Annotated in this window: 16 protein-coding genes and 1 pseudogene; 4 read left to right on the forward strand and 13 right to left on the reverse strand. The window is 59.9% G+C overall.

The genetic code is table 11. The features are described from left to right. Nucleotides 1–9 precede the first annotated feature (9 nt). From P8H27_RS12100 to P8H27_RS12135, 8 genes are all read right to left on the reverse strand, one after another. The gene (locus P8H27_RS12100) at nt 10–435 is read right to left on the reverse strand and encodes a GNAT family N-acetyltransferase (protein ID WP_289637819.1); all 426 of its coding nucleotides are present in this window, start codon (nt 433–435) and stop codon (nt 10–12) included. Next, nucleotides 428–1594 (reverse strand): cupin domain-containing protein, encoded by a 1167-nt coding sequence (locus P8H27_RS12105; protein WP_289637821.1) that lies wholly within the window; start codon nt 1592–1594, stop codon nt 428–430. Before P8H27_RS12105 ends, P8H27_RS12100 begins: the two co-directional genes overlap by 8 nt. Before the next feature lie 77 nt (nt 1595–1671). Beyond that, nucleotides 1672–3042 carry an adenylosuccinate lyase gene (gene purB, locus P8H27_RS12110; protein WP_289637823.1) on the reverse strand — a complete coding sequence of 457 codons (1371 nt, stop codon included), beginning with the start codon at nt 3040–3042 and terminating at the stop codon, nt 1672–1674. Nucleotides 3043–3129: 87 nt separating this feature from the next. Next, on the reverse strand, nt 3130–3975 hold the full coding sequence (locus P8H27_RS12115; protein ID WP_289637825.1) for a DMT family transporter: 846 nt from the start codon (nt 3973–3975) through the stop codon (nt 3130–3132). Between the two features lie 14 nt (nt 3976–3989). Then, nucleotides 3990–4610 (reverse strand): high frequency lysogenization protein HflD, encoded by a 621-nt coding sequence (gene hflD, locus P8H27_RS12120; protein ID WP_289637826.1) that lies wholly within the window; start codon nt 4608–4610, stop codon nt 3990–3992. After that, nucleotides 4607–5740 carry a tRNA 2-thiouridine(34) synthase MnmA gene (gene mnmA / locus P8H27_RS12125; protein WP_289637827.1) on the reverse strand — a complete coding sequence of 378 codons (1134 nt, stop codon included), beginning with the start codon at nt 5738–5740 and terminating at the stop codon, nt 4607–4609. Before mnmA ends, hflD begins: the two co-directional genes overlap by 4 nt. Nucleotides 5741–5802: 62 nt before the next feature. Continuing rightward, on the reverse strand, nt 5803–6243 hold the full coding sequence (locus P8H27_RS12130; protein WP_289637828.1) for an NUDIX hydrolase: 441 nt from the start codon (nt 6241–6243) through the stop codon (nt 5803–5805). Nucleotides 6244–6398: 155 nt separating this feature from the next. After that, nucleotides 6399–8624 carry an NADP-dependent isocitrate dehydrogenase gene (locus tag P8H27_RS12135; protein ID WP_289637829.1) on the reverse strand — a complete coding sequence of 742 codons (2226 nt, stop codon included), beginning with the start codon at nt 8622–8624 and terminating at the stop codon, nt 6399–6401. A gap of 366 nt (nt 8625–8990) precedes the next feature. Between P8H27_RS12135 and icd the strand changes: the two genes are divergently transcribed. Both icd and P8H27_RS20670 read left to right on the forward strand, forming a co-directional pair. Further along, nucleotides 8991–10247: an NADP-dependent isocitrate dehydrogenase gene (gene icd, locus P8H27_RS12140; RefSeq protein WP_289637830.1), complete on the forward strand. Its 1257-nt coding sequence runs from the start codon at nt 8991–8993 to the stop codon at nt 10245–10247. A gap of 229 nt (nt 10248–10476) precedes the next feature. Continuing rightward, nucleotides 10477–10663 (forward strand): annotated as a pseudogene (locus P8H27_RS20670) (hypothetical protein); the annotation flags it as partial. Between the two features lie 34 nt (nt 10664–10697). Here P8H27_RS20670 and cspD read toward each other — a convergent pair. Beyond that, entirely contained in the window at nt 10698–10961 is a 264-nt protein-coding gene (gene cspD, locus P8H27_RS12145) for a cold shock domain-containing protein CspD (RefSeq protein ID WP_289637831.1), read from the reverse strand. A 235-nt stretch (nt 10962–11196) separates the two neighbouring features. Here cspD and clpS point away from each other — a divergent pair, with 235 nt between their 5' ends. Next, complete coding sequence (clpS, locus tag P8H27_RS12150) at nt 11197–11559, forward strand: ATP-dependent Clp protease adapter ClpS (RefSeq protein ID WP_289637832.1); 363 nt, start codon at nt 11197–11199, stop codon at nt 11557–11559. A gap of 29 nt (nt 11560–11588) precedes the next feature. Continuing rightward, complete coding sequence (gene clpA, locus P8H27_RS12155; protein ID WP_289637833.1) at nt 11589–13859, forward strand: ATP-dependent Clp protease ATP-binding subunit ClpA; 2271 nt, start codon at nt 11589–11591, stop codon at nt 13857–13859. Between the two features lie 332 nt (nt 13860–14191). Here clpA and infA read toward each other — a convergent pair whose 3' ends face one another. From infA to trxB, 4 genes are all read right to left on the reverse strand, one after another. Beyond that, the gene (infA, locus tag P8H27_RS12160; RefSeq protein ID WP_002553999.1) at nt 14192–14410 is read right to left on the reverse strand and encodes a translation initiation factor IF-1; all 219 of its coding nucleotides are present in this window, start codon (nt 14408–14410) and stop codon (nt 14192–14194) included. Nucleotides 14411–14517: 107 nt separating this feature from the next. Then, nucleotides 14518–15225: an arginyltransferase gene (locus P8H27_RS12165; RefSeq protein WP_289637834.1), complete on the reverse strand. Its 708-nt coding sequence runs from the start codon at nt 15223–15225 to the stop codon at nt 14518–14520. Between the two features lie 55 nt (nt 15226–15280). Further along, nucleotides 15281–15961, reverse strand: a complete 681-nt coding sequence (gene aat, locus P8H27_RS12170; protein ID WP_289637835.1) for a leucyl/phenylalanyl-tRNA--protein transferase — start codon at nt 15959–15961, stop codon at nt 15281–15283. Nucleotides 15962–16030: 69 nt separating this feature from the next. Continuing rightward, nucleotides 16031–16981 (reverse strand): thioredoxin-disulfide reductase, encoded by a 951-nt coding sequence (trxB, locus tag P8H27_RS12175; protein ID WP_289637836.1) that lies wholly within the window; start codon nt 16979–16981, stop codon nt 16031–16033. Nucleotides 16982–17214: the final 233 nt, after the last annotated feature.

The raw sequence follows: 17214 nt of genomic DNA on the forward strand, positions 1-17214 counted from the left end.
ACCTCGCGGTTATTGGCTGTGGCGCACCATATCCACATGGGGAATACCGGCGTCGAGGTATTCGCCGCTGACGATGGCAAAACCAAGCCTTTCATAGAACGGCGTGGCCTGCACCTGGGCGCTGAGCATTTGTTGCTGCAGGCCACGCTTTTCCGCTTCCGCGATCACCGCGCGCAGCAGTGCATCGCCGACTTTCAGGCCGCGCCAGTCCTTGAGCACCGAAACCCGACCGATATGCCCGTCCGGCAGCAGGCGTGCGGTGCCGATCGGATAATCGCCCTCGTAGGCGAGAAAGTGCGATGCCTCGACATCTTCCGCATCCCATTCGAGTTCCGGCGGCACCGCTTGCTCGGCAATGAACACGGTCTCGCGAATGCGCCGCAGTTCGGCGTTGTCCTTTTGCCAATCGGCCAGACGGACGTGAATGTCATTCATCAGCAAACTCCAGACTACCCTGCTTGGCCAGTTCCAGCAGCAGATTACGCCCCTCGTCATCGCCCAGCCATGCACCAAGGTTATCGATATGTAACGCGTCGGCCGAGCAGATCAGTTTCAGCAGTTCGCGCAGGCCGGCAGACAGCAGACGGCTCTGGCCGCTGGCGAACAGCACCAGGTCTTCGCCCACTTCGGACCAGGCCAGGCGGGCGCTGGGGTTGCGAATCAGCACCGCGCCGTCTTGCAGGCTGGCGCGGAAGGCCTGCTCGTCGATCTCGATGCCGGCGATCAGTTCAGGGTAGCGCGGCTCGGTCATGAACTGGCCAAACCAGGTCATCAGCAGGCGCTCATCGCTCATGTGTTCATTGAGCAGGGCTTTCAAACGATCCAGGGCGTCACGCTGGATCTGGTGCGGGTCGCTGGCCGGCTGCGCATCGGCGTCGCTGTAGCGATCCTCATCGGGCAGGAACTGGCCGAGAAAGTCGGTGAAATGGGTCAGTACTTCGGCGGCGCTTGGCGCGCGGAAGCCTACGGAATAGGTCATGCAATCATCCTCAGCGGTACCACAGTGGGCCAGGAGCGGCGGCAGATAGAGCATGTCGCCGGGTTCCAGAACCCATTCTTCAGTTTTAGCGAATTCGGCGAGGATCTTCAGATCCGCGTGTTGCAGTAACGGGCTATCGGAGTTGCACATCTGGCCGATCTGCCAACGGCGTTTGCCGTAGCCCTGCAGCAGGAACACATCGTAATTGTCGAAGTGCGGGCCGACGCCGCCGCCAGGCGCGGCAAAGCTGATCATCACGTCGTCGATGCGCCACTTGGGCAGAAACTTGAACTCTTCGAGCAGTTCGGCCACCTCCGGCACGAACTGGTCGACGGCCTGCACCAGCAACGTCCAGTCATGCTCCGGCAGGTGGGCGAAGGCATCTTCGGCGAACGGGCCACGGCGCAATTCCCAGGGGCGCTCGCCGTGTTCGATGATCAGGCGCGACTCGATTTCTTCTTCCAGGGCCAGGCCAGCCAGTTCGTCGGGCGAGATCGGGCTCTCGAAGCCGGGCATGGCCTGGCGCACCAGCAGGGGTTTCTTCTGCCAGTAGTCGCGCAGGAATTCACGGGCCGTAAGACCGCCCAGAAGTTGCAGCGGAGTATCAGATTTCATCGCCAAGCCCTTGAAATAAATAAAATCCTGAAAAAGAAAACGCCCGGCATAGCCGGGCGTCAGAGGGCTATTGCCGCTTAAATTCGCTTGGCCTGAGCCACCGCATTGCCGATGTAGTTGGCTGGGGTCAGCAACTTGAGTTCGGCTTTGGCGGCGTCCGGCATATCGAGGCCATCGATGAAGGTCTGCAGTGCGGAGGCTGAGATGCCCTTGCCGCGGGTCAGCTCTTTGAGCTTCTCGTAGGGGTTTTCGATGGCGTAGCGGCGCATGACGGTTTGGATCGGCTCGGCCAGCACTTCCCAACAGGCGTCCAGATCTTGAGCAATGCGTTGAGCATTCAGCTCCAACTTGCTGATTCCCTTGAGACTTGCCTCGTAGGCAATCACGCTATGGGCGAAGCCGACACCCAGGTTGCGCAGCACCGTGGAGTCGGTCAGGTCACGCTGCCAGCGCGAGATCGGCAGCTTGCTGGCCAGGTGCTGGAACAGTGCGTTGGCGATACCCAGGTTGCCTTCGGAGTTCTCGAAGTCGATCGGGTTGACCTTGTGCGGCATGGTCGAAGAGCCGATTTCGCCGGCGATGGTGCGCTGCTTGAAGTAGCCGAGGGAGATATAGCCCCAGATGTCGCGGTCGAAATCGATGAGGATGGTGTTGAAGCGGGCGATGGCGTCGAACAACTCGGCGATGTAGTCGTGCGGCTCGATCTGGGTGGTGTAGGGGTTGAACTGCAGGCCCAGGTCGCCTTCGATGAACTCGCGGGCGTTGGCTTCCCAGTCGACCTGCGGGTAGGCCGACAGGTGGGCGTTGTAGTTGCCCACGGCGCCGTTGATCTTGCCCAGCAACGGCACTGCCGCGACCTGCGCGACCTGCCGCTCGAGGCGGTAGACCACGTTGGCCAGTTCTTTGCCGAGGGTGGTCGGCGAGGCCGGCTGGCCATGGGTGCGCGAGAGCATCGGCACGTTGGCGAACTTCACCGCCAGCTCGCGGATGGCTTCGGCCGTCTGGCGCATCAGCGGCAACAGTACGTTATCGCGACCTTCACGCAGCATCAGGGCATGGGACAGGTTGTTGATGTCTTCGCTGGTGCAGGCGAAGTGAATGAACTCGCTGACCTTGTCCAGCTCCGGCAGCTTGGCAGCCTGTTCCTTGAGCAGGTATTCCACGGCCTTGACGTCGTGGTTGGTGGTGCGCTCGATCTCTTTCACCCGTTCGGCGTGCTCGATGGCGAAATTGTCCGCCAGTTCGTTGAGTACGGCCTGGGCTTCGGCGGAGAAGGCTGGGACTTCGCCGATGCCTGGGTGGGCGGCCAGGCGTTGCAACCAACGCACTTCAACCAGGACGCGACAACGGATCAGGCCGTATTCGCTGAAAATCGGGCGCAAGGCGCTGGTTTTGCCGGCATAGCGGCCATCGACGGGGGAAACCGCGGTGAGCGAGGAAAGCTGCATAAGAGGGCGTTCTCGGACAATCGGCGACGAAAAGGGCGCATATCATACATTAAATTGCTGTCCTGGCCGCGTTTGCTCGACAGCCGTTCAGCGGCTGCGCCGGGCAATCGACAGCAGGCTGGAAGCAAAAATCAACGCGGCACCGATCAGCGAGGTCAGATCCGGGGTTTCGCCCCAGCGCAGCCAGGCGATCGCCCCGGCGAAGACGATGGCCAAGTAAGCGAAGGGGCCAATCAGGCCGGGCGGCGCCATGCCATAGGCCTTGGACATGATGATCTGGCTGATGGTGGCGAGCAGGCCGATTGCCAGCAACAGGCTCAGTTGATGATGGTTCAGCGGTTGCCAGGCCCAGCTCAGCGGGATTGCCGACCCCAGCGCGCCGAATAGCGAGAAGTAGAACACGATGCGATACGCCGGTTCGGTATCGCTCATCTCGCGAATGGAGACAAAGGCGAACGCCGCCAGAACACTGGCCGCCATGCCGATCAGGGTATTGCCGCCGAGCAAGGCGCTCGAGGGTTTCGCCACCAGCAGCACGCCGAGCAGGCCGATGCCGGTCGTTAGCAGGATGCGTTTGCTCAGCGGCTCCTTCAGCCACCACCGGGCGATCAGGGGCGTGAACAGCGGGGCCGAGTAGGTGAACAGCATGGCGTCGGCCAGGGGCAGGTGGGCAATCGCGTAGAAGAAGCAGTACATCGCCGCCAGGCCATAGCCGGTGCGCCACAGATGCGACTTGAGACGCGTGGTTCTGAGCGGGGCTACACCCTTGAGCAGAACCAGCGGCAGAAAGAACAGCACGCCGACCAGGTTACGAAAGAACACCACCGACTCGTTATTGACGCTGCTCGAGACTTCGCGAACGCCGACGCCCATCAGCGCGAACAGCAGTGCCGACAGTGCCAGCAAGGCGGCGCCCTGCATGGGTTTGACCATGCGGGTGGCCATGCTTAACCGCGCAACAGCGGGTAGAGTTCCTTGAGCAACTTGCTGCGGCTGAACACCAGTTGCCAGCGATGGCCGCCAAGTTGGCGCCACAGGCGTGCCGAGCGGATGCCGGCGAGTAACAGGGCGCGAATCTTCGAGGCATTGCTCGGTTGCTGCAGGTGGCGCACGTCGCCCTGTACCTGGATGCGCTGGCGGAAGGTGCTGATGGTGTCTTGATAAAGGCTGCCACAGGCGGCGATGACGTTTTCATGCACCAGGCCGAAATGGCCGACCTGGTTCTGAATCTGATCCAGGCGGCTACCCATGACTTGCAGCATGTCGTCGCGCTTGGCCAATTGCCTCTCCAGCCCGAGCAGGGCCAGGGCATAGCGCAGCGGTTCGCGCTGCAGGCTGGCCGGATCGCGCTCCAGAGCGCTGATCAGGGCGCGGTAGCCGTCGCGCAGGTTGAGGTCATCGCCACCGTACACATCCAGGGTATTTTGTGGGTCGCGCACCAGTAGGCTGCCGAGCATGCACACCAGCCCTGGCTCGCCAACCTGGCCGGTCTTGGCCAGCTTATCGACCAGCACGGCGGCTTCGAAAACCGCACCCAGGGCGATCAGTTGTTCCTGCGTCGGGCTCATGGATGCTTATCCTTGCTGCTCCAGGGCTCTGCTATTTCGATCACGCTGCCGCCGAGGCAGACCTCGCCGTCGTAGAACACCACCGACTGGCCCGGGGTGACCGCGCGTTGCGGCATGGCAAAACTGGCGCGATAGCCAGTGGCCGTTTGTGTCAGGGTGCAGACTTGATCGCCTTGGCGATAGCGCACCTTGGCCGTTAGCTGGCGCGGTTCGTTGAGCTCGAGCGGGTTGACCCAGTAAATCTGCGAGACGAGCAGGGCGCTGGAAAATAGCCAGGGGTGATCGTTGCCCTGACCGACGACCAGCACATTGCGCTCGAGGTCTTTTTGCAGCACGTACCAGGGCTCGTCGCTGGCGTCTTTCAAGCCGCCGATCCCCAGACCCTGGCGCTGGCCAATGGTGTGGTACATCAAACCATGGTGGCGGCCGATGACCTCGCCCTCGGCGGTTTCGATATCGCCGGGCTGGGCTGGCAGGTACTGCTTGAGGAAGTCGCTGAAACGCCGCTCGCCGATAAAGCAGATGCCGGTGGAGTCTTTTTTCTTCGCCGTGGCCAACTGGTGTTTCTCGGCGATGGCGCGCACGGCCGGTTTTTCCAGTTCACCCACCGGAAACAGGGTCTTGGCGATCTGTTCGCCACCGACCGCGTGCAGGAAGTAACTCTGATCCTTGTTCGGATCCAGCCCCTTGAGCAGTTCGGTGCGGCCAGCGCGATCGCGGCGGCGCACGTAGTGGCCGGTAGCGATCAGGTCGGCGCCGAGCGCCAGGGCGTAATCGAGGAAGGCCTTGAACTTGATTTCGCGGTTGCACAGGATGTCCGGGTTGGGCGTGCGCCCGGCCTTGTATTCGGCGAGGAAATGCTCGAACACGTTGTCCCAATACTCAGCGGCGAAGTTGGCGGTGTGCAGTTCGATGCCGATTTTGTCGCACACGGCCTGGGCATCGGCCAGGTCATCCATGGCGGTGCAGTATTCGGTGCCGTCGTCTTCGTCCCAGTTCTTCATGAACAGGCCTTCGACCTGATAGCCCTGTTCGAGCAGCAGCAGGGCGGAGACGGAGGAGTCCACGCCGCCGGACATGCCGACTATGACGCGTTGCTGTTGTGGGCTGGGGAGGGCTGGATCAGGCATGGGAGTGTCTGCACAAAAGACGAAATTCTAACAGGCTGCCGCTGCCAAGGCTAAGACGGTATTCAGTCCCGGATCAGTTTCAGGTCATGCAGCGGTTCGGCGAGGTAGTCGTCGATGCAGCGCAGAACCAATTCGCTACGCCAGCGCTCTGGCTGGCTGGACAGCTCATCGCGGGTCAGCCATGAGGTGCCGACTATGTCGCTGTCCAGGCTGCGCTGCGGGTGGTGGCGCAGCGCTTTGGCGGCAAAGCAGATGCGCTGATAGGTCACGCCATTGCTCGGCGCGGTGTACAGATAAACGCCGACGACGCCGCTGAGTTCGACATCCCAGCCGGTTTCTTCGAGGGTCTCACGCAGCGCTGCCTCGCGCAGGGTTTCGTTGGCTTCAAGGTGTCCGGCAGGTTGATTGAAGACCAGCCGTCCACCTTTAAGCTCTTCGACGAGGAGAAAGCGGCCTTGGTTTTCGACAACAGTGGCTACGGTGATGTGGGGATGCCAATCCATGTGTTTGCCCTGTTAGGAGTGGGTCGATCATAGCAGTCGCCGGCCGGTGAACCGCCATGCTCTGCACCTGCTGCACCTGGACGCACAAGCAGAAGCCCCGGCACTTGGCCGGGGCTTCTGCTTGTGCGGCGCGGTCAAGCGCCGGGTGTTACGCCTTACAGCAGCGAGGCGATCGCGGCGTTGAAGGTTGGGCTCGGACGCATGACTTGGCTGGTCAGTTGCGGGTTCGAGCGGTAGTAGCCGGCAATGTCCACCGGCGAGCCTTGCACGGCGCTGAGCTCGGCAATGATGGTTGTTTCATTGTCGGTCAGGTTTTTTGCCAGCGCGCTGAAGTGCGCCTGCAAAGCGCTGTCTTCAGTCTGAGCGGCCAGCTCTTGTGCCCAGTACAGCGCCAGGTAGAAGTGGCTGCCACGGTTGTCCAGTTCACCGGTTTTACGCGACGGCGACTTGTTGTTGTCGAGCAGCTTGCCGGTGGCGGCATCCAGGGTTTTACCCAGCAGTTTGGCGCGCTGGTTGTCGTTCTTGATCCCGGTTTCCTCCAGAGACACCGCCAGGGCCAGGAACTCGCCGAGCGAGTCCCAGCGCAGATGGTTCTCTTCGAGCAGTTGCTGCACGTGTTTCGGTGCCGAACCGCCGGCGCCGGTTTCGTACATGCCGCCACCGGCCATCAGGGGCACGATGGACAGCATCTTGGCCGAAGTACCCAGTTCCATGATCGGGAACAGGTCGGTCAGGTAATCGCGCAGCACGTTGCCGGTCACCGAGATGGTGTCCTGGCCGCGAATCAGGCGCTCCATGCTGGTGCGGATGGCTTGGTTGTAATCCATGAGGCGAATGTCGAGGCCGCTCAGGTCATATTCCTGCAGGTAGGTTTCAACCTTCATCTGCAGCTGTCGATCATGGGCGCGCTCCGGATCCAGCCAGAAGATCGCCGGAGTATTGGATTGGCGGGCGCGGGTAACGGCCAGCTTGACCCAGTCGCGAATGGCTGCGTCCTTGGTCTGGCAGGCGCGCCAGATGTCGCCGGCTTCGACTTCGTGCTGCATCAGCACGCTGCCGTCGGCCAGCACCACGCGCATGGTGCCGTCGACGGTCATTTCAAAGGTCTTGTCGTGGGAGCCGTACTCTTCGGCCTTCTGCGCCATCAGGCCGACGTTCGGTACGCTGCCCATGGTGGTTGGGTCGAAGGCGCCGTTGGTCTTGCAGAAGTTGATCATTTCCTGATAGATGCGGGCGTAGGTGCTTTCCGGCATCACCGCCTTGGTGTCTTTCAGCTTGCCGTCTTTGCCCCACATTTGCCCGGAGCTGCGGATCATCGCCGGCATCGAGGCGTCGACGATCACGTCGCTCGGAATGTGCAGGTTGGTGATGCCCTTGACCGAGTCGACCATGGCCATTTCCGGGCGACCGCTGTAGCAGGCGTGGATGTCGTGGAGGATCTCTTCCTGCTGCGAGGCAGGCAGGGATTTGATCTTGTCGTAGACGCTGCTGATGCCGTTGTTCGGATTGACGCCGAGCTCGGCGAATAGTGCGGCATGCTTATCGAAGGCTTCTTTGTAGTAGACGCTGACCGCGTGGCCGAAGACGATCGGGTGGGACACCTTCATCATCGTCGCCTTGACGTGCAGCGACCACATCACGCCGGTTTCCTTGCAGTCCTGCAGGGTCGCCTCCAGGAAATCGCGCAGCTTCTTGCAGCTCATGAACATGCTGTCGAAGACTTCGCCTTCCTGCAGGGCGAGTTGCTTCTTGACTTCGACCTGACCGTCCTTGCCGACGAACTCGATGCGCACGTCACCGGCTTTGTCCATGGTGATCGACTGTTCGCTGGAGAAGAAATCGCCGCCGCGCATGTAGTCGGCATGGGACTGCGACGCCATGCTCCATTTGCCCATCGAATGCGGGTGCTTGCGGGCGAAGGCTTTGACTGCGGCTGGAGCGCGACGGTCGGAGTTGCCTTCACGCAACACCGGGTTCACTGCGCTGCCGAGAATCTTGCTGTAACGCGCGCGGGCTTGTTGTTCCGCCTCGTTCTGCGGGTCTTCCGGGAAGTCGGGGATGTTGTAACCCTGAGCCTGCAGCTCGGCGATGGCGCCTTTGAGTTGCGGTATCGAGGCGCTGACGTTGGGCAACTTGATGATGTTGGCTTCTGGCGTAGTGGCCAGAACAGCTAGCTTGGCGAGGTCGTCCTGGACTCGCTTGTCGGCGTCCAGGTGCTCGGCAAAGCTTGCAAGAATACGTCCCGCAAGAGAGATGTCGCTGGTTTCGACGGCTATATCAGCGGATGCAGCGAAAGCTTCTACAATGGGCAGAAGCGAATAGGTGGCAAGGGCTGGAGCTTCGTCGGTGAAGGTGTAGATGATCTTCGAGCGGTTGGACATTTTGGATTAACTCTCTTCTTTGCTGAGCGTGCACAGAATCTCGAGATGCGCAGGTAGGCGCGTTCGCTCAAAGTCGTCAATGAGCCGAAAGTCGAGGATTTGCCGCGGTGATGTTGGATGCACCAGTAGAGCGTTGAGCGGTTGAACAATTGCGCTGGGGTAGCGGCACAACTGATTCAGGGTCGGTTGTCTCGTTCAGGCCAGACAAACCGGTATGACTCGTTAGTCATGGCGCGCAGTATACCATTGCTCTCAGGCGCTGAAGAATGCCCTTGCACTTAAGACGAAGGAACAAGTGGTTTCACCCGATTCAAGTGAGTTACTCTCGGCCGATGCGTACTGTTTAACCACAAGACGGAGTCCAGCATGGGATACCAAAAGATCCAGGTGCCAGCAAGCGGTGACAAAATCACCGTCAATGCCGATATGTCCCTGAACGTACCGAACAACCCGATAATCCCCTACATCGAGGGTGACGGCATCGGCATCGATATCAGCCCGGTGATGATCAAAGTCGTCGATGCGGCTGTCGAGAAAGCTTACGGCGGCGAGCGCAAGATCTCCTGGATGGAAGTTTATGCCGGCGAGAAGGCCACCCAGGTTTACGATCAGGACACCTGGTTGCCCCAGGAGACTTTGGACGCAGTCAAAGACTATGTCGTTTCCATCAAGGGGCCGTTGACCACTCCGGTCGGCGGAGGCATCCGCTCCCTCAATGTAGCCTTGCGCCAGCAGCTGGATCTGTACGTTTGCCTGCGCCCGGTACGCTGGTTCGAGGGCGTGCCCAGCCCGGTGAAGAAGCCTGGCGACGTCGACATGACCATCTTTCGTGAAAACTCCGAAGATATTTATGCCGGGATCGAGTGGAAAGCCGGCTCGCCGGAAGCCGACAAGGTCATCAAGTTCCTTAAAGAGGAAATGGGCGTCACCAAGATCCGCTTCGACGAAAACTGCGGTATCGGCGTCAAGCCGGTTTCCAAAGAAGGCACACGCCGCCTGGCGCGCAAGGCTCTGCAGTATGTGGTCGACAACGACCGCGACTCGCTGACCATCGTGCACAAAGGCAACATCATGAAGTTCACCGAAGGTGCCTTCAAAGAGTGGGCTTACGAAATCGCCGCCGAAGAGTTCGGCGCGACCCTGCTCGACGGCGGTCCTTGGATGCAGTTCAAGAACCCGAAAACCGGCAAGAACGTCATCGTCAAGGACGCCATCGCCGACGCCATGCTGCAGCAGATCCTGCTGCGCCCGGCTGAATACGATGTAATCGCCACCCTCAACCTGAACGGCGATTATCTGTCCGACGCCCTTGCGGCCGAAGTCGGCGGTATCGGTATCGCCCCTGGCGCCAACCTGTCCGACAGCATCGCCATGTTCGAGGCGACGCACGGCACGGCACCCAAGTACGCCGGCAAGGATCAGGTGAACCCAGGGTCGCTGATCCTGTCTGCCGAAATGATGTTGCGCCACATGGGCTGGGTCGAGGCAGCGGATCTGATCATCAAGGGCACCAACGGCGCTATCGCGGCCAAGACCGTGACCTATGACTTTGAGCGCCTGATGGACGGCGCCCAGTTGCTGTCCTGCTCGCAGTTCGGCGATGCCATGATCGCTCACATGTGAGTGTCAGCGGTATGGAAAGGGCCGCTCGCGTGGCCCAGTGCTGTTCACTCAAGGGTTTGTCGACTAATCCTTGAGCAATAGACAAATCCGGATCTCCACGAGGGATCCGGATTTTTCATGTTTGCGGCTAGATGCTCTGGTTGAGCTGATTCCCCAGGAGTGGTTTCAGACCGCTGTCGCGTTGGCCAACAAGGCCGCCACCCGCCGCCGCTTACTCTCAAGGTAGGGTGTTATGGCTGGAGCAGTTTCTCCCTCGCCGCCCCGGGCGACTGGCAGGGTTGCGCGGCAGCATCAGGTGTCTGCTCATTACAAAACCTCCCGGGCCATCAAGGCCCGGGTCGGTGAGGATTGCCAAGGCACGCTTCCCGATTGACCGCAATGCTGCCCCTTGTCAGTGGCAGCATTGCGATCCGTGACCGGCCTTTGGGGGAGCGCCAAGCATCTGGTTGCTCAGGCTTCAGCCGTATTGCCGCGGGCTTGGCTAGTAGCGACGGGCATTTCGGTGTTGGCCGAAAGCGCGTTGATGTTCACGGCGTGGAGTCCTTTCGGGCCTTGGATAATATCGAAGCTTACCGCCTGGCCAGCTTTCAAGGTTTTATAGCCATCCATCTGGATTGCCGAGTAATGGGCGAACAGATCCTCATCCCGGCCATCGGCCAGAATGAACCCATAGCCCTTGGCGTTATTGAACCACTTGACCTTACCGCTAAGCATGCTGATATCCCTCTGCAAAGAACTCCACCACTGGAGTATCATCCACTTCTGATTCCGCGCGCGAATCAACTGGCTTGGGCGAGGGCGCGGAATCCCTCATACCTACACAACAGGTGGGTATTCATTGTTTGTAACACCGTTTTGCCGATAGTCAAGGCGCTGCTCAATTGCCTGAGAACCCGGTCAAACGCCATCTATCATCCGTGCTCGCCCAGCCACGAACCTTTATTCCAGCATGCATGCAAGTAGCCAGATTCGACTAACATTCAATCAGGATCGTCCGGCAACACGTGAGGACGATTCCACCGGCCTTGCCGTGCAGGAATCCAAGCCCGCGTTGCAGGCACCACCGCTGTATAGGGTGGTCATATTCAATGATGACTACACGCCGATGGATTTTGTGGTCGAAGTGCTCGAGGTGTTTTTTAACTTAAACCGGGAGCTGGCGACCAAGATCATGCTGACCGTTCACACAGAGGGGCGGGCAGTATGTGGCGTGTTTACCCGCGACATCGCCGAAACCAAGGCAATGCAGGTTAATCAGTACGCTAGAGAAAGCCAGCATCCGCTACTCTGTGAGATAGAGAAGGACGGTTAACGCCGGCCGCTTGGGTATGAGGTGAAGCCATGTTAAATCGAGAACTCGAAGTCACCCTCAATCTGGCCTTCAAGGAGGCCCGCACCAAGCGTCATGAATTTATGACGGTTGAGCACCTCCTTTTGGCTCTATTGGATAACGAGGCCGCCGCCAGCGTCTTGCGCGCATGCGGTGCCAACCTCGACAAATTGCGCCACGACCTCCAGGAGTTCATCGATTCCACCACCCCGCTGATTCCGCAGCATGATGAAGAGCGTGAGACTCAGCCGACGCTGGGCTTCCAACGGGTATTGCAGCGCGCCGTCTTCCACGTGCAAAGCTCCGGCAAACGTGAAGTGACGGGCGCCAACGTGTTGGTGGCGATTTTCAGCGAGCAGGAAAGCCAGGCAGTGTTCCTGCTCAAGCAGCAGAGCGTTGCACGCATCGATGTGGTCAATTTCATCGCCCACGGCATTTCCAAGGTGCCAGGGCATGGTGGCCATACAGAAAGCGAGCAGGAAATGCAGGACGAAGAGGGTGGCGAGGTCTCGGCTTCAGGCAATCCGCTGGATGCTTACACCACTAATCTCAATGAGTTGGCCCGCCAAGGGCGGATCGACCCGCTGGTCGGCCGAGAACTGGAAGTCGAGCGGGTCGCGCAGATCCTCGCGCGTCGGCGCAAGAACAACCCGCTGCTGGTCGGCGAAGCCGGTGTGGGGAAAACTGCCATAGCCGAGGGCTTGGCCAAGCGCATTGTCGACAATCAGGTGCCCGATCTACTGACGACCAGCGTGGTCTACTGCCTGGATCTGGGCGCCTTGCTGGCCGGCACCAAATACCGTGGCGACTTCGAGAAGCGCCTCAAAGCCCTGCTCAACGAGCTGCGCAAGCGCCCGCACGCCATTTTGTTTATCGACGAAATCCACACCATAATCGGCGCCGGCGCTGCGTCTGGCGGGGTGATGGATGCTTCCAACCTGCTCAAGCCCATGCTCTCTTCGGGGGAAATCCGCTGCATCGGTTCCACCACCTTCCAGGAATTCCGCGGCATTTTCGAGAAGGATCGCGCACTCGCGCGGCGCTTCCAGAAGGTCGACGTCAGCGAGCCCTCGGTGGATGACACCTACGGCATCCTCAAGGGCCTCAAGGGGCGTTTCGAGCAGCATCATGGGATCGAGTACAGCGACGAGGCTCTGCGCGCGGCGGCCGAGCTTGCGGCGCGCTATATCAATGATCGGCACATGCCGGACAAGGCCATCGACGTAATCGACGAGGCCGGCGCCTATCAGCGCCTGCAGCCGGTGGAGAGGCGGGTCAAGCGCATCGAGGTGGCGCAGGTCGAGGATATCGTGGCGAAAATTGCGCGAATCCCGCCAAAACACGTCAGCAGCTCGGACAAAGAGTTGCTGCGCAACCTGGAACGCGACCTCAAGCTCACGGTGTTCGGCCAGGAAGCCGCTATCGACTCCCTGTCCACGGCGATCAAGTTGTCACGGGCCGGGCTTAAGGCACCGGACAAGCCGGTCGGCTCTTTCCTTTTTGCCGGGCCTACCGGAGTCGGTAAAACCGAAGCGGCTCGTCAGTTGTCCAAGGCTCTGGGGGTAGAGCTGGTGCGCTTCGACATGTCCGAGTACATGGAGCGGCACACGGTTTCCCGGCTGATCGGTGCGCCGCCAGGCTATGTCGGTTTCGACCAGGGCGGTTTGCTGACCGAGGCTATTACCAAGACGCCGCATTGCGTGTTGTTGCTCGATGAAATCGAGAAGGCTCACCCGGAGGTCTTCAATCTGCTGTTGCAGGTAATGGATCACGGTACCCTGACCGACAATAACGGGCGCAAGGCCGATTTTCGTAACGTGATTCTGATCATGACCACTAATGCCGGGGCGGAAACCGCGGCGCGGGCGTCCATCGGCTTCACCTTCCAGGATCACGCGTCCGATGCCATGGAAGTGATCAAGAAGAGTTTCACGCCGGAGTTCCGTAACCGTCTGGATACCATTATCCAGTTCGGTCGTCTGAGCCATGAAGTGATCAAGAGTATCGTCGACAAGTTCCTCACCGAACTACAGGCGCAACTCGAAGACAAGCACGTGATGCTCGAGGTCAGCGATGCCGCACGCGGCTGGCTGGCAGAAAAAGGCTACGATGTGCAAATGGGGGCCAGGCCCATGGCGCGCTTGATTCAGGAGAAGATCAAACGTCCCTTGGCCGAGCAGATCCTGTTTGGCGAACTGGCCGAGCATGGCGGCGTGGTTCATATCGATCTCGCTGGCGACGAATTGACCTTCGAGTACGAAATCGCCGTGGAAATGGCCTGAGGTCGTTATTGCGCTGGTTGAATAGCGCTGACAAAAACGCCCGGCAATGCCGGGCGTTTTTGTCAGCGCCTGATTTGACGAGCCCTTGAAAAACCGAATGCAGGGAACCTAGGCTGAGCCACGGGAAGGTTGCCAAGCCAGTCAGGCGAAAAGCGCAAGTCTCGAACTGAGCATGAGATGCGTTGCTGATTTTGCCCAAAAGGCTGTCGGACTTCAGCTGCAGGACAGTCTCAAGTCCGGCAGGCTCCTGGAACCAGGTTGAAGCGCGCTGGCGCGTTCAACTGCCTGTCCTCGTGCCTGTGGTCGAAAGCAATGGTTTATGCAGTGGTCTGTCAGCGGGCGCGGTAGGTGATACGACCCTTGCTCAGGTCATAAGGCGTCAGTTCTACGCGAACCTTATCGCCAGTCAAAATGCGGATATAGTTTTTGCGCATCTTTCCGGAGATGTGCGCGGTAACGACGTGCCCATTTTCCAACTCCACACGGAACATGGTGTTGGGCAGGGTGTCGACGACAGTGCCTTCCATTTCGAAGCTGTCTTCTTTCGACATGCAGTAAAGCCCTCGGTATCCAAAGTATGACCATGGCCCGGTGCAACTGGCTCCAGGCAAAAGCGGCGTGCATTGTGCCCGAAAAGGAAGGTGCGCGCCAAGTGACTTCAGGTGAGCGTGATCCAGCGCTGGTTGACGAACAGTTCGATTGGGCGGTATTGCGTCTTGTAGCTCATCTTTCGGCAGTTCTTGATCCAGTAACCGAGGTACAGGGCGTGCAGTCCAAGGCGCACGGATTCCCGGATTTGCCAAAGAATGGCAAAGCGGCCAAGGCTGCGGCGTTCTTCGCTGGGTTCGTAAAAGGTATAAACCGCGGAAAGCCCATTGGGTAACACGTCAGTGACCGCAATCGCCAGTAGCCGGCCGTGCTGGCGAAACTCGTAGAAGCGGGAAAACGGCAGGTCGCGCACCAGGAAGGTGGAGAACTGCTCGCGGTTCGGCGGGTACATGTCGCCATCGGCATGTCGCTGCTCGATATAGCGGACATAGAGGTTGTAGTACTCCTCGGTAAACGCCGGACGCATCGCGCAGATCTGTATGTCGAGGTTGCGCTTGAAAATTCGCCGTTGTTGGCGGTTGGGTTTGAACTGGGTGACGGGAATGCGCGCCGGCACGCAGGCCGAGCAGCGCTCGCAATGGGGACGGTAGAGATGGTCGCCGCTGCGGCGAAAGCCCATTTCCGAAAGTTCGGCATAGACCCCCGCATCCATCGGCTGACTGGGGTCGAGGAACAGGGTGGTGGCCTGTTCCTCGGGCAGATAGCTGCACGGATGAGGCTGGGTGGCGTAAAACTTCAGGCGGGCCAGTTCGGTCATGATCGCCTCTCGGGGTAAAGCCTGAAACAAGTGTAAGCCACCCTGCCGGACTCGCCTAGGCGATCCAGGGCGCCTTATTCGGCTGGTCGATGTGGCGCTTCAAGTAGTTGGCGAAATCGGCACGAGCAATCGCCCTGGCACCGAAGCTGTGCAGGTGCTGCGTGGGCATCTGGCAGTCAACAAGGACGAAGCCCCAGGCCTTCAGCTGCTGTATCAGGGTGACGAAGCCGACCTTGGAAGCATTGTCGGCGCGGCTGAACATGGATTCACCGAAAAATAGCCGGCCCATGGCCAGCCCGTATAAGCCGCCGACCAGTTCGCTATCGCGCCAGACCTCGACCGAGTGGGCAATGCCGCGCTTATGCAGCTCCCAATAGGCGTGCTGCATCGGCGTGGTGATCCAGGTGCCGTCGGCATAGGCGCGTGGCGCAGCGCAGGCCTGGATCACCTCGGCAAAGGCTTGGTCGAAGCTCACCTGGTAGCGTGCTTGGCGCAGTAGCTTGGCCAGGCTGCGCGAGACATGCAGTTCATCGGGAAAGAGCACGGTGCGCGGATCCGGCGACCACCACAGAATGGGTTGGTCGTCCTGATACCAGGGGAAACAACCGTGGCGGTAAGCCGCTATCAAGCGCTCGGCACTTAAGTCGCCGCCGAGCGCAAGCAAGCCGTTGGGTTCGCGCAGGGCTTTGCTCAGCGGCGGAAAACTCAAGGAGTCGCGTTGTAACCAGGTCAGCATTCGACGAAACCGCGAGAGACGAGGGCGGGCTTGGCAGCCAGTCAGGCTGTGGCGCCCGCCTGGGAGCGATCAATTGTCGTCGAGGAACTTTTCGACATCCAGCGCGGCCATGCAACCGGCACCCGCGGAGGTGATCGCCTGACGGTAGACATGATCGGCCACGTCGCCAGCGGCGAACACGCCGTCGATACTGGTTGCCGTAGCATTGCCTTCGCTACCGCCCTTGATCAGCAGATAGCCGTCGCGCATTTCCAGTTGGCCCTGGAACAGGTCGGTATTGGGTTTGTGGCCGATGGCGATGAAGACGCCAGTCAACGGCAGCTCCTTGGCTAGGCCGCTAGTGGTGTCTTTAAGGCGTACGCCGGTTACACCGCTGGCATCGCCAAGCACTTCGTCAAGGGTGTGATTCCAGTGCAGGCGGATGTTGCCGTTGGCCGCCTTGTCGAACAGTTTGTCTTGCAGAATCTTTTCCGAGCGCAGCTTGTCGCGACGGTGAACGAGGTGCACTTCCTTGGCGATATTAGCCAGGTACAGCGCCTCCTCTACGGCGGTGTTGCCGCCACCGATCACCGCAACGACTTGATTGCGATAGAAGAAGCCGTCGCAGGTTGCGCAGGCCGAAACCCCTTTGCCGGCAAACGCTTCCTCCGATGGCAGGCCGAGGTACTGAGCGGATGCGCCAGTGGCGATGATCAGTGCGTCGCAGCTATAGCTACCGCTGTCGCCCTTGAGGATAAAGGGTCGCTGCTGCAACTCGGCCGTGTGAATGTGGTCATAAATGATCTCGGTATCGAAGCGCTCGGCATGTTTTTGCATGCGCTCCATGAGGGCGGGGCCGGTCAAGCCTTCGACGTCGCCTGGCCAGTTGTCCACTTCGGTTGTAGTGGTCAGTTGGCCGCCGGGCTGGATGCCGGTGATCACTACAGGCTTGAGGTTGGCGCGGGCAGCGTATACCGCCGCAGCGTAACCGGCAGGGCCGGAACCCAGGATAATCAGGCGTGAATGCTTGACTTCGCTCATAGAAACACCTCATAAGCCTTTGTCACAAAAGAGAATGCATGCTCCAATTGGGCCGCACGTAAGAAACTGGGGAATATGCTACACCGAAGCGCGACCGCTGCGGGAGGCTGGCTTGCTTCTTTGTCCGGCCCGTCCGGTTCGACCCTTCTGGTAGTGTTCGGCTAAACCCGTAGAATATCGCTTATCGCGGTTAACCCTCTGATGGACGCGTATTAGGCGCAGGAAAAGCTGTT

This window comes from Pseudomonas sp. sp1636 (assembly GCF_030376615.1).
GTDB lineage: Bacteria > Pseudomonadota > Gammaproteobacteria > Pseudomonadales > Pseudomonadaceae > Aquipseudomonas.